Raw genomic sequence first — 13,627 nt, forward strand, 5'->3', positions numbered from 1 at the left:
ATCGAACTCACGTAACTTGCTTGGAAGGCAAGGGCTCTACCATTGAGCTACACCCGCATATTATGTTTTAAGTGGTCGGGGTGACAGGGATTGAACCTGCGACCTCATGGTCCCAAACCACGCGCGCTCCCATCTGCGCCACACCCCGATATCCTCTATATCTTTCAGCGACAATGTTTATTCTACAATAGGAATAGCAATCCGTCAATACATTTTTAAAAAAATAATCTATATATAAGAATTTTAGAGGTTTAAATAGATATTTAAAAATAATGCCTATTTATAACGGATTGCATAAAATTTATCATTCTATTTCTTTTAAATAAATCTTAGTTTTATTGTTATCTAATATTTCTATAAATCCCAAAGTCTTCTTAGCTCTTCCATAAGGTAGTGTTACACTTCCTGGATTCATTATAGTTAATCCATCATGTTCACTTATTAAGGCCTTATGAGAATGTCCAAAAAGAACTATGTTAGCACCTACTTCTTTTCCCTTATAGAATATAGTATTATATTCATTCTTTACATTATACATATGTCCATGAGTAATAAATAGTTTCAAACCCATTATTTCAATAATTCTTTCACTGGGATAATCCATAGTAACATCACAATTCCCTTTAACTGCATAGATCTCTCCCTTAAAATCATCCATTAATATTTTTATATCTGATGCCCCATCTCCACAATGTAATATAATATCTACATCTACTAAATACTTTTTTATAGAAATTAAAGATGAAACCTCATAATGAGAATCACTCAATACAGCAATCTTCATATTCTTCCTCCTATAAAAGTTCTTTTATAATTGCATCAACTTTTTTTAAAGCAGCCCCTCTATGGGATATTTCATTTTTTTCTTTAATTGTCATCTCTGCTAATGTCTTATTAAGAGGTTCATACAAAAATAATGGATCGTATCCAAAACCATCTTTTCCTCTTCCCTCTTCTAATATATATCCCTCTACCGTTCCAGTCACTGATTTATATGATTTTTTTTCATCTATTAAAGCTAGTTGACATACAAATCTAGCTTTTCTATTTTTATAACTAACGCCCTTTAATCTTATAAGTAATTTCTCATTATTTTTCTTATCATTTCCATGTTCTCCTGCATATCTTGCTGAGTAAACTCCAGGTTCTCCATTTAAGTATTCAACTTCTAAACCTGAATCATCTGACATTACGATAAAATCGCTTTCGCCTCTGTTTATTAATTCTTTATATATCTCTTCGCTTTTCTTTTTTGCATTTTCTTCAAATGTTATACCATCTTCTTCTACATCTATATCTACTCCTATATCATTTAAAGAAAGTACTTTAAGTGGTATATTTTCTAAGACTTTTTTTATTTCTTTTATCTTTCCTTGGTTATTGCTTGCTATTATAAGTTTCTTCATAAGTATTACTTACCTCCAGTACCTATCCAAAGGGCATCCATCTTTAAGGATTCTTTTTGTATTTGTACCATTTGTTTTATTCCCTTTTGTGCTAAATCCAAAAGTTCATTTAAATCACTTCTACTAAATGGTGATTCTTCACCAGTACCTTGTATTTCTATGAATTCACCTTCATCTGTAGCTATAACATTCATATCAACCTTTGCATTAGAATCTTCTTCATAACATAAGTCTATAACTTTTTCATTCTTTACTATTCCTACACTAGTTGCACTTACAAAGTTTCTTATTGGATAAACATCAAAAGGTTTCTCCTTATGAAGCTTATTTATAGCATCTACCAAAGCTACAAAAGCTCCAGTTATTGATGCAGTTCTAGTTCCACCATCAGCTTGAATAACATCACAATCTATCCATATTGTTTTTTCTCCAAGTGCTTTTAGATCCATAACTGACCTTAAAGCTCTTCCTATTAACCTTTGTATCTCCATAGTTCTTCCATCCAGCTTTAGTCTAGCTATATCCCTAACTTTTCTAGTTCCTGTTGATCTTGGAAGCATATTATACTCTGCTGTTATCCAACCTTCTCCCTGCCCCTTTAGAAAAGGTGGAACTTTATCCTCTATGGATGCAGTACAAATCACCTTTGTATCTCCAACCTCTATTAATACAGATCCCTCTGCATATTTTGTATATCCTCTAGTTATTTTTGTAGTTCTTACTTGTTCATTTTTTCTTCCATCTATTCTCATGATTTGCCTCCAATTCTTAATATTATTAAAATTTATGCACTATTTTAATATTAACCTCATATTATTAATATAAGGATTAATGAAGAGGTGAATAAATTGCGATATATAGGACCATTTTTTAGAATGAATAAACTATCCCCAAAAGAAATTAACGGCCAACTTTTTCACTTATCAAAAGAGGCCATAAGGACATTAGTCCTTGAATCAAAATGTGGATTAGTAGATTCAATTAAAAATTATAAAAAAACATCGTCCTCCATTGATATTACCACATCTGGTAATTTTTCTCCACTACTATGTATATATAGAAAATCTTCTCCTAATTATATTCATAGTAAAAACTATAATGGGTTTGATGAGGATTCCTTTAAAAAGGATATATCTCCAATAACTAATGCATTAATGACTACATCCATACTACAATTAACTACTTATTACTCAAGATTTAAAGATGCTGATGAAAGATTATATTCTTATTCTCAAGTATATAAGAAACTAGCAAGAGAACAACTTGATTTTTATTCAATGAACTTAAGAAACAATGAAGGAGTATTTATCGAAAAGAAAAATCTGTCTGAAAATAACCATAAAGGCTTTAACCTTTCAGATAAAAGCAATAAATTTAAGTTTTCTGACCAAGCCTGCATGATGGTTGCATATAATCTATATTCAACATTATTTCCAGAAGATGAAATTTCAGAAGACTATAATAAATTTTCATTAGAAATATTACAAATGCTTATAGAGTTTAAGGAAAAAATTTACGAATGTTCTTTCGAGGAAATATGTAAAATACTTACATCCATTAATATTTTTTATAGTTTTTCAAAAAATTTAGACTCTCAAATATTAATTATTGATTTAACAGATTTTCTAATAAATAAATTTGATGAAAAAGACTACTATGTCGATTCTTTAGATTTTACGTGCTTATTTTGCATAAACTTGATGCTATCATTTAAACATACTCAAATGATTACATTTAACGAAAAGGCAAGGGAAATAAATAATAAACTAGTATCTTTATATGATGATGAAAAGGAAGTTTTCCTTAAACTTTCTGGTAAGAAAGAACTGAAATACTCATGTTTTGATGTTACTTTCTATTTCTTAGCTATTATTATCTATGCAAAAGAATCCAATAGATATGGTGAATATAGAAATATGATATCATCATTGTATAGAAAGTATTTTATTAACTCAGGTTTAATAACTTGTTGGCCAGAGGCTCCTACATTAGATGATGCTGAAAGATATAAGGGTTTAACATTAAATTCAGCTGATATGCTAGAAGAAAACTTTTTTAGAATGCCAACAACATCAACACCAACTAACTTGGGAATAGCTCCTATTTTTAATAAAAGTATTTCTTACTCTAAAAAAAGAGATTCATTTTTATCATCAAGTTCTTCATTTGATAGCTTTAAAAATATGTATATATATCAATTAATAATTTTTCTATTTAAAGATGACTTTATGAATGAAATAAAACTTATTACATCAGACTCTCCAAAAAAACTAAGTGATAGTACAGATTCTGCTAGTGAACTTACAATCAATGATGTAGCTGATGACCTTACTCAAAGTAATATAACTGCTGTTGAAGAAGAAGAGTTTCTAAACCCTGAAATTAATGAATAATTTGATAGAGATACACTAAATATATAAAACAAATCATAAAGACCTTGGTGTAGCCTTAGTCTTTATGATTTTTCTATTTTATTGTAATCTATATTCCCATTTCCATCTAATATCATATTTTTTATTCTACTATTTACGGCTATATTATCATTGTAAAAAACTAAAGGAAGCATTTGATAAGTATTAAATAATTCATCTTCAAGCTTAGAAAATGTATTTAATTTTTCCCCTTCTGTCTTAGCTAATAGTAATTGACTTCTATGCTTTTCTGGAAGAAAGTTTATAAGCACACTATATATAGAGTTATTAGATGATATACTTGAATCTCCTTGAATTAAAGCTATATTATAATAATTTACATCCTTTATTGAAGTAACTTCTTCTTTTGTTATAAGCTTGTAACTTAAGTATATATCAGTATTATTTTTAAACCACTCAACAATATACTCACAAATTTCCTTATTTTGAGTACTTTCTTCTGCAACTAATACAACTTCTTCAGGTTTATCCCATTGAACTATTTCATTACTCATAACTTTTCTTGCTTGAAGCTTTAGTAAATCTTCTTTATCTTCTCTAAAGTAACTTCCTTCTGCTAATCCTATAAACATACTATTTTCTAATTGATACTGTTCCATAGATCTATTTAATAATCTATATATATCTTTTTTGCCTTCTAATGGTATAATATCGGAATTGGGGTTAAAGGTTAAATACATAGCTTTATTTGATTCTAAAGTTATAAGCCTATTTTCTCTACTCAATCGACTTAATTGGCTTTTAGGTGGATTGATAACTATATCCCTTCCCCCTACTTCAAAAGCTGCCATAGCTAATTCTTCACCTTCATCATCCACAATTTTTATAGTTTCAACTAACTTAGGATTTATATTGCTATTTCTTTTAAGTGTTAATTCTGTTATTGTCATTTCTGAAATTTCATAACATCCTGAATAAATTAACTTATCATAATTTTGTTTTATATTTTCCCATAACAAAACATTTTTTCTAAGTCTATATTGTGGTTCAGTTAGCTCTTTAATAAACTTGTCATCCTTAGAATTTAATCTAAATACAACATTATCCTCACCAGCTCTTATTCCAACATTTTCAGTAAATGACCCTTCTCCATCTCTAAAGTTTTTAGCTCCATATACATTTAATAAAGCTCCTATATTTTTTTCATTTTCCTCTGTCAATATTTCTCTAAAAAAGGCTACTATATCTTTTGGTGTTATTTGGGTTCCATCACTCCAATAAATATCTGATTTTATTTTAAAGTCATACTCTAATCCATCTTCGCTAACTTTAACACCTTCTGATAATGAAGGTACTATATCTTTAGAAGCATTTAATTCAACTAATCCCCTACTAGTTGCACATACTATATCCTGTACTCTTTTATCTAAATTTCCTACAGATTTAAAGTCAGATGGCACTGAAGATACTGAATATGTAAATACTTCTTTGTTTTCAGTTGTTTCCTTATTTACTACCTCTATAAACCCCAGCAAAAATCCAATCAATAATACTGTAGATATTACTAATAATATTACTTTTTTCATATATGCTTCTCCTTCTGATTAATATCTTTTTTAAATTATAGACATTTAAGCTAAATACTAATCATGAATATGAAATTTTATACATTTATTTTAATTTAATCTAAATTATATTATTTTCTATGATATAATATTTTTATATAAAAATTTGGAGGTAATATAATATGGACTTAGCTGTTCAAATTTTTCAAATAGTATTCTATAGCATAGGTACTTTGTTTATGATAACTTTCTCTATAATAGGAATATGGAGCTTCATTATCTTTAATAAAACGCATAAAGCTAGAAGAATACAAAATTATCTTTTAGAAAAAATATATCAAGCCATTAATCAAATAACATATAAAAGTAGCAGTTCTCTTAATGAAAATTCTGATGAAGAATTACTTGGCGTTGATGATTTAATAGATGAAGATGAGAATTAAAGTTTTCAATTATAATTAAATAGAGATGATAAAAATAAAAATGTACTTTATAGAATAAACTTTTTAAAAAGTCTCTTCTATAAAGTACATTTTTATACCCTATCTTTTTTATTTGAAAATAAATACAATTTCATACTAAATAAAACTTTGTAAATTTTATTTTTCAAAGGTTGTAATTACCTTAAATAAGTCTCCATCTATTTCTATATCAAAAGTACCGCCTTGTAATTCAACTATGCTTTTAGCTATTGCAAGCCCTAGTCCAGATCCCTCTGTACTTCTTGATTTATCTCCTCTTTTAAATCTTTCAACAATCTCTTCAGCTGTAAAATCTAACTGATATGATGAAATATTTTTCATTATTACAGATACTTCTTTTTCTTCACTTATAACTTCAATATATACCCTAGATTTTTTCATTGAATATTTAATTATATTATTTATTAAATTTTCAAATGCTCTAAATGTTTTTCTTCCATCTAAAAATAATATAGTTTTTTCATCTGGCCATTTAGTTATTATATTTAATTCTGCTAAAGATATTTTTTCTTCTAACTCGCCTAATATTTGTCTAAGTAATGATACTATATTTAAATCTTCTTTTTGAAGTTCTATACTACCTGATGCAACTTTTGAAGCTTCAAATAAATCTTCTATTAAAATTTTAAGCCTTTTTGATTTAATATCTAAAACATCTATATATTTATCTCTTTTTTCTTGTGATAAATTTTCTTCCTTTAATAAACCTACATAATTTATTATAGATGTAAGAGGCGTCTTTAAATCATGAGATACATTTGTAATTAATTCACTCTTCATTCTTTCGCTTTTTATAGCCTTACTTACAGATTCTCTTAATCCATCTTCTATATTTATAATATTCTTTTCTATATCTTTAAGAATAATCATTTGATTATCTTTAACTTCTTTTTCATACTCTCCATTTGTAATTTGATTTGATTTGATTTTTAATACATTCACTTCTCCAAGTATTGTGATTATATAGGCAGTCAATAATATCATATATAAAATGACATATGTTTGCGCTGTTAATACTATATTATATGGCCAGTAGTAATAATGTATAATAATTACTTTAATACACACTAATGCTAATATTGTTAGCAATATTAATATGCTTACTTTTACTCCTGTAGCTTTTATCATATAACATTGTTTAATTTTATTTATTACGATAACTAAAAATTCTTTTATCATAAATTTAATAGGCTTCTGCTTTTTTCTTATAATTAGTATTATATCTTTTATGAATAAGGATGTTAATATTACAAATATTAATGTAGATAGTATTATAAAATTAGAATATAGCCCTCCATCATAATATACAATAACATTATATCTTAATTCATTTATAAGAAATATTAGCAAAATAGGAATTATAATTTTTATATCCATTGGTAATTTTTTATACATAATTACTAAATATTTTTTTAATATAAATTTACTAGAACTTCGCTTCTTACTTATAATTAATATTATATCTTTTATAAATAAATATGTTGTTAGTATAAATATTAATGTAGCCAGTATTATAAAATTACAATACAGTCCTACATTATAGTTAGGGATAACATTATACAGTAACTCATTTATAAGGCATATTAACAAGACAGGAACCATAATTTTTATGTCCATCGGTAGTTTTATATATAATTTTTCCATTGATTTTATTTTAATCACTCCTAATCAACTTTGAGATCTTTATTTTTTGTCGATTTTATATCCAACTCCCCAAACTACCTTTAGATATTGAGGATTTCTAGGATCTACTTCTATTTTCTCCCTAATCCTTCTTATATGTACAGTTACTGTATCTACGTTATATGCAACTTCATTCCAAACTCTTTCATATATCTCTTCTATAGAAAATACCCTTCCTAAATTGCTCATAAGAAGACTTAAAATTTTAAATTCTAGTGGTGTTAGCTTGGCCTCTTTTCCATTAACAGTTACTTCTTTATTATTATTATTTAATTCTAATCCTCCAACTATAATCTTCTCATTATTTTCCTCTTTATTTATAGAAGAAAACCTTGTATATCTTCTTATTTGTGAATTTACCCTTGCTATAAGTTCTAAGGGATTAAATGGCTTAGTTATGTAATCATCTGCTCCTAGGTTTAATGCTAAAATTTTATCTGAATCCTCCGATTTAGCAGATAGCATTATTATTGGTATTTCTTTTTCCTTTCTAAGTTCAATTGTGGCTCTAGTACCATTAAGATTAGGCATCATTATATCCATTATTATTAAATGTATACTTTCTTCTTTAGCTATTTTTAAAGCTTGTATTCCATCATAAGCAATAAATACATTATACCCTTCATTTATAAGATAAATCTCTATTGCTTCTGTAATTTCCTTATCGTCATCTACTACTAAAATGTTTAACTTACTCATAAGTCCTCCCAATGTCTTTTTATTAATATTTTACCATAATATAGATATTAAGTAACCTTGCTCTTATTAATAAGTTTAATTTGAGGAAATTAAGAAACTGCTATCATATTTATTAAAAGTTTCTTAATAAATAAAGGTACAATAAAAAATTGTACCTTTATTTATAAATTAAATTATAGTATCTATCTATTGAATTTTTAAATTCTAAAACATCAAAATATCTTCCTAATCTCAATGCTTCTTTTCCATTAATAAATAATAATAAAATAGGTAGTGAAAATATATCATGTTGTGCTGCTAACTCTTTATTTTTTATTGCATTAATTTCTAAAAATTTTATTTCATTATATTCTTTTATTAAAAATTGAACTTTTTCTTTGATAACATCACAAGCTCCACAATCTGATCCACTAAAATATATTATACTTATTGAATTATTCTTTATTAATTCCTCCATACTATCACCATCTTTTCCTTAAATTATCAATATAGCTATTATATCACTTTCACTATTTATTTATAAAATAATATTTTAAAACAAATACTAACTTAGGAGGTGAAATAAAATGAACAAGAAACTTAACTTTTTATCATTAATAGCTTTATCACTTATTACTTTTTTAACTTTAATACCATCATCTTTAGCTACAGGTAAAAGCTTAGGAGATGCACAATTTCAACTTAAGCCACTACCATACGCTTATGATGCATTAGAACCATATATTGATAAAGAAACTATGATGCTTCATCATGATAAACATGAACAGGCTTATTTAGATAATTTAAATAAAGCTATTGCTAAACATCCTGAATTATATTCTAAGGGCATAGAAGGAATCTTAAAGGATTTAGATTCAATCCCATCTGATATAAAGCAAACTGTTATAAACAACGCAGGTGGTGTATATAATCATGACTTCTTCTGGAGTATAATGAGCCCAAAGAAAAATCAAAGTCCTAAAGGAGATTTATTAAATGCAATAAATAGAGATTTTGAGTCTTATGATAATTTTAAGGCTAAATTCAAAGAAGCTGCATTAGGTAGATTTGGATCTGGTTGGGCTTGGTTAGTTTTCGATAAGGATGGTAAATTGTCTATAATTTCTACAGCAAATCAAGACTCTCCTATATCTATAGGTTTAACTCCTATTATAGGTATAGATGTTTGGGAACATGCATATTATCTTAAATATCAAAATAGACGTGCTGAATACATAGACAATTGGTGGAATGTAGTTAATTGGGAACAAGCGGAAAAAAATTATAAAAAATAATTTGAAAAATATTTGTTTTTTATATAGCTAATGCATATTTAATAAAGAGGTCTATATTATGCTTACTAAATTTCTCTAGTTTACCTTTGTTAATTACATAAAGGGGTACGCGTTTCACGCACCCCTTTTCAGATTCTTAAATTTATTAGAATATTGTGTTTTGTTCTTCTTTATCAAAGATATGAATTTTATTAGCATCAAATCCAAATTCTATTGAATCTCCAATTTTATAATCAGCACCAGTTCTTGATTTAATTATAAAGTTTGCTCCATCCTTCTTAACATGGATATATGTTTCTGCACCTAAATTTTCTTTTAAATCAACCTCTCCTTTAAAAATAACAACTCCTGGATTAGCCAACTCTTCTTTTAAATGATGAATATTTTCTGGTCTTACACCAACTATAACTTCTATATTTTCAGCATTCTTTTCTTTTACAATATTAACTTTGTCTTCTGGAATTTCAATTAATTTATCAAATACCTTAACATAGTTTTTACCATCTTTAACTAAGTTTTGTCCATATGTCATATTCATTTGAGGACTTCCTATAAATCCTGCAACAAAAAAGTTTGCTGGGTGATTATAGATTTCAGTTGGTGAATCAACTTGTTGAATAACTCCATCTTTCATAACAACTATTCTTGTTCCTAAAGTCATTGCTTCTGTTTGGTCATGTGTTACATATATAAATGTTGTATTTAACTTATTATATAACTTAGAAATTTCTATTCTCATTTGAACTCTTAGCTTAGCATCAAGGTTTGATAAAGGCTCGTCCATTAAGAATACTTTAGGACTTCTAACTATAGCTCTTCCCATAGCAACTCTTTGTCTTTGTCCACCTGATAAAGCCTTTGGTTTTCTATCTAAAAGATGTTCTATATCTAATATCTTTGCTGCTTCTCTAACTTTCTCATCTATTTCTTGCTTTGGTAGCTTTCTAAGCTTTAATCCGAATGCCATATTTTCATAAACTGTCATATGAGGATACAATGCATAGTTTTGGAAAACCATTGCTATATCTCTATCCTTTGGTGCTACGTCATTTACTAATTTATCATCAATATATAATTCTCCACCAGATATTTCTTCTAATCCTGCTATCATTCTTAATGTTGTTGATTTACCACATCCTGATGGTCCAACAAAAACTATAAATTCTCTGTCTTCAATGTCTAAATTAAAATCTTGAACTGCCTTAAACCCATTTTCATATACTTTTTGAATATTTTTCAAAGTTACGCCTGCCATAATTTTCTCCTCCAATTTTATATATTAATAAAATGCTAATGGATTAACTCTTTTAATTAAATTTGTTAAATTTTCATCCATAGCTAATTGAAATCCTACCATTCCTTGAGATGTTTTTGCCATATAAATTTTATCTTTTAACCCAGTATCCTCTAAATAAGCTTTTACAATTTTATTATTTGTTTTACCAATATTTTCTGAGTTCTTTACACTTGATATATCTCTTATATTGAAGCTCCCTATTTCTTTTCTCTTACTCTTATTCATTATTTTGAATATTACTAGCTCGTTTCCTGTAAGCTCATATTCATATTCAACTATAATCTTTCTGGATAAAATAAAAATAATTAAATATATTAAAGCAAAGACTGCTGCAATTATAAAGTTAAACATTACTAAAAACAATAGTGCAATAACTAATGATACTTTAGATAGAATATTCAATATTCGCTCTAAACTGCTATAATCTTTAGTCTGGAATTGTTCATAAAAGCACTCCACTCTTCAACCCCCTCCTTTAATATCGTTTACAAAAAGCTTATGTTTTTATTATAATGGCTTTTATTTTAAATTCAATCTTATTAAGACCATTATCAATTTTTCTTAAATTATGACTAATAAAAATTTAAATATATTGTGAAATGTTACAAAACAATAATTATTTTATTATTATTTATAAAATAATATCCAGGGATATTACTCTCTGGATATTATTTTTAGTAATAATATTTATTTAAACCTCTATCTTAATGTAAGTATAATTTTATCTAACTTTTATAACTGATAGTCTATGCAGTGCCCTAGTACACATAATATATTTAATTAAATTATCAGTATTTTCATCAAAATCAACAACAATTACAGCATCAAATTCTAATCCCTTTGCATAATATGATGGAATAAGAACTCTTCCTCCTTTATATACTACATCTACATTATTAAATGCTAGTATATTAGTATACTTCTTAAGTTCTGGAGCAATAATATTAAGTTCATCTTTTCCCTTTGTTATAATAGCAATGTTCTCATACTTCTCTTCTTGGTAATCTTCTAATAAATTCAATATAACATCTATTAAATCTTCCTTATCATCTTTAGGAACAACTGTCTCTAAAACATCAAATTCTCCCTTTCTAACAAAAGGAACAACTGCATTTTCATCTAAAAGCCTGCTTGCATACTCCATTATTTGATAAGTTGATCTATAACTTTTGTTTAGTTCAAATAACTTAAAGAATCCTCCAAATATATCCTTTAGCTTTAACATAGCTGATGCTTCTTCTGCTTTAATAAGTCTTTGGTTGGAGTCTCCTACTATAGTATAGCTTCTACATCCTGTTAATTCTTTTAAAACTATAAACTGTAACATATTATAATCTTGAGCTTCATCTATAACTATATGCTTTATTTCAGTTTTAGATTTTTTGCCTTCTAATTTTATCATTAAATAAAGAATTGCTGGTAGATCTAAATAAGATAATTCTTCAGTATTTATAAAGTCTTTATATATTTTTACAACACTTTCATTTTCTATCCAATTATCTATTTCATCTTTAGCTTTCATTACTTCTCTAATTACATCTCTTATTTCAAGCTTTCTTCTAAACTCTATATTATTTTCTTCGATGACTAATTCTTCTGCAGATAATCTTGCTTTTTCTTCTTTTGCCTTTATATTAATTTCTCTTACCTTTTCATCTCTTTTGTCTTTTATTTTAGAAATAAGTATCATCTTTATTTTATTACTTCTTCTAAATATCGGCATATATTTATAATGCTTATTGAATAACTCATCTATTTCATTTATAGAAACTATTTCTTCACCTAAAAATTTAACTGGATTAATATTAAAATAGTTTTCCTCTATATTTTCTACTTCTCTATCTAATTTTTCTATAAAATCATTTGATGACTTATATTTTATTTCATTTAGTATACTTTCATTTCCATTTAAAACTTCTTCTAGGTAATAGGTTATATCTTTCACAGCTTCTTGTAATCCTATTTCCTTATATGCAAAAGATAAAAATGTTTCATTTATTACTGCTGTTTCTCCTAAATTAGGTAAAACTTCTGAAATATAATCCATAAATATATCATTCGGACCTAAAATTAGTACTTTATCAGTTAATTGATCTCTAAAATTGTATAAAAGATATGCAATTCTATGAAGTGCTATAGTAGTTTTTCCCGAACCTGCAACACCATTAACTACAATAACCTTATTTCTATCAGCTCTTATTATTTCATCTTGTTCTTTTTGTATTGTATTTACTATATCTTTAAGTTTTTCTCCAGAATTAGATGAAAGGACCATTTGTAGTATTTCATCTTGTATATTTATATCAGAATCAAAATATCCTTCTAACTTAGCCTTTTTTATAATTAATTGTCTTCTTGATAATATATTTACTGGAATTTCTCCTTGTGGGCTTTTATAACTAGTTTTCCCAAGTACTCCTTTATAAAATAATGAGGAAACAGGAGCTCTCCAATCTACAATAACTGGATCATAAGTTCCTTCTGGTGTTAACCCATATCTACCTATATAAAGTTCTTCTGAATACCCATCATCTATAAATCCTATTTTACCAAAGTATGGTGATTCTTTAAGTTTAACAAATTCAGATAATCTTTTATCTATTGTTTTGTAGGATTCCTCCTTTATATATCTCTCATGATCGAAATACTCTATAAGTTTATCTTCATCATCTCTATATTCCTCAATATATTTTTTTCTATAGTCAAGTATATATTCTGATATGCTTTTTCTTTTTTCTATATATTTAAGTGTTTCTTCATTAAGTATATTTAATGTATTTTTTAGATTTTCTTCTTCTCTTAATAGTTCTATTTTATCCAAGAGTTATTCCCCCTTTGATTTTATATAT

13 protein-coding genes and 1 tRNA gene are annotated in these 13,627 nt (G+C 26.7%); 3 read left to right on the top strand and 11 right to left on the bottom strand.

Annotation, left to right across the window (positions count from 1 at the left end; translation table 11 throughout):
- Positions 1 to 72: 72 nt before the first annotated feature.
- The 4 genes from ACYUEX_RS16930 to rph all read right to left on the bottom strand — a co-directional run bounded on the left by ACYUEX_RS16930 (position 73) and on the right by rph (position 2,158).
- Positions 73 to 148: transfer RNA gene (locus ACYUEX_RS16930), tRNA-Pro, on the bottom strand.
- Between the two features lie 156 nt (positions 149 to 304).
- A complete protein-coding gene (locus ACYUEX_RS16935; protein WP_411169051.1) occupies positions 305 to 784 on the bottom strand; it encodes a YfcE family phosphodiesterase in 480 nt (159 codons plus the stop codon).
- Positions 785 to 794: 10 nt separating this feature from the next.
- On the bottom strand, positions 795 to 1,406 hold the full coding sequence (locus tag ACYUEX_RS16940) for an XTP/dITP diphosphatase (RefSeq protein ID WP_460289209.1): 612 nt from the start codon (positions 1,404 to 1,406) through the stop codon (positions 795 to 797).
- Between the two features lie 5 nt (positions 1,407 to 1,411).
- Entirely contained in the window at positions 1,412 to 2,158 is a 747-nt protein-coding gene (gene rph, locus ACYUEX_RS16945) for a ribonuclease PH (protein ID WP_460289211.1), read from the bottom strand.
- Positions 2,159 to 2,281: 123 nt separating this feature from the next.
- On the opposite strand from rph, the gene ACYUEX_RS16950 reads away from it, so the two are divergent.
- Complete coding sequence (locus ACYUEX_RS16950; RefSeq protein ID WP_460289212.1) at positions 2,282 to 3,799, top strand: hypothetical protein; 1,518 nt, start codon at positions 2,282 to 2,284, stop codon at positions 3,797 to 3,799.
- Between the two features lie 62 nt (positions 3,800 to 3,861).
- On the opposite strand, the gene ACYUEX_RS16955 is transcribed toward ACYUEX_RS16950, so the two are convergent.
- On the bottom strand, positions 3,862 to 5,364 hold the full coding sequence (locus ACYUEX_RS16955; RefSeq protein ID WP_460289213.1) for an ABC transporter substrate-binding protein: 1,503 nt from the start codon (positions 5,362 to 5,364) through the stop codon (positions 3,862 to 3,864).
- Between the two features lie 161 nt (positions 5,365 to 5,525).
- On the opposite strand from ACYUEX_RS16955, the gene ACYUEX_RS16960 reads away from it, so the two are divergent.
- Positions 5,526 to 5,786, top strand: coding sequence for a hypothetical protein (locus ACYUEX_RS16960; RefSeq protein WP_322379388.1), 261 nt, complete (start codon positions 5,526 to 5,528; stop codon positions 5,784 to 5,786).
- Positions 5,787 to 5,942: 156 nt separating this feature from the next.
- On the opposite strand, the gene ACYUEX_RS16965 is transcribed toward ACYUEX_RS16960, so the two are convergent.
- The 3 genes from ACYUEX_RS16965 to ACYUEX_RS16975 all read right to left on the bottom strand — a co-directional run bounded on the left by ACYUEX_RS16965 (position 5,943) and on the right by ACYUEX_RS16975 (position 8,664).
- Entirely contained in the window at positions 5,943 to 7,220 is a 1,278-nt protein-coding gene (locus ACYUEX_RS16965; protein ID WP_460289214.1) for a sensor histidine kinase, read from the bottom strand.
- A gap of 288 nt (positions 7,221 to 7,508) precedes the next feature.
- Complete coding sequence (locus tag ACYUEX_RS16970; RefSeq protein ID WP_460289215.1) at positions 7,509 to 8,207, bottom strand: response regulator transcription factor; 699 nt, start codon at positions 8,205 to 8,207, stop codon at positions 7,509 to 7,511.
- A 157-nt stretch (positions 8,208 to 8,364) separates the two neighbouring features.
- Positions 8,365 to 8,664, bottom strand: a complete 300-nt coding sequence (locus ACYUEX_RS16975; RefSeq protein WP_460289216.1) for a thioredoxin family protein — start codon at positions 8,662 to 8,664, stop codon at positions 8,365 to 8,367.
- 109 nt (positions 8,665 to 8,773) lie between these two features.
- On the opposite strand from ACYUEX_RS16975, the gene ACYUEX_RS16980 reads away from it, so the two are divergent.
- Positions 8,774 to 9,481, top strand: a complete 708-nt coding sequence (locus ACYUEX_RS16980; RefSeq protein WP_460289217.1) for a superoxide dismutase — start codon at positions 8,774 to 8,776, stop codon at positions 9,479 to 9,481.
- A 145-nt stretch (positions 9,482 to 9,626) separates the two neighbouring features.
- Here ACYUEX_RS16980 and ACYUEX_RS16985 read toward each other — a convergent pair whose 3' ends face one another.
- The 3 genes from ACYUEX_RS16985 to ACYUEX_RS16995 all read right to left on the bottom strand — a co-directional run bounded on the left by ACYUEX_RS16985 (position 9,627) and on the right by ACYUEX_RS16995 (position 13,599).
- Positions 9,627 to 10,736: an ABC transporter ATP-binding protein gene (locus ACYUEX_RS16985; protein ID WP_460289218.1), complete on the bottom strand. Its 1,110-nt coding sequence runs from the start codon at positions 10,734 to 10,736 to the stop codon at positions 9,627 to 9,629.
- A gap of 24 nt (positions 10,737 to 10,760) precedes the next feature.
- Positions 10,761 to 11,237 (bottom strand): hypothetical protein, encoded by a 477-nt coding sequence (locus ACYUEX_RS16990; protein WP_460289219.1) that lies wholly within the window; start codon positions 11,235 to 11,237, stop codon positions 10,761 to 10,763.
- A 262-nt stretch (positions 11,238 to 11,499) separates the two neighbouring features.
- Positions 11,500 to 13,599, bottom strand: a complete 2,100-nt coding sequence (locus ACYUEX_RS16995; RefSeq protein WP_460289220.1) for a HelD family protein — start codon at positions 13,597 to 13,599, stop codon at positions 11,500 to 11,502.
- Between the last annotated feature and the right edge of the window lie 28 nt (positions 13,600 to 13,627).

Source organism: Clostridium sp. CTA-7 (assembly GCF_054768095.1).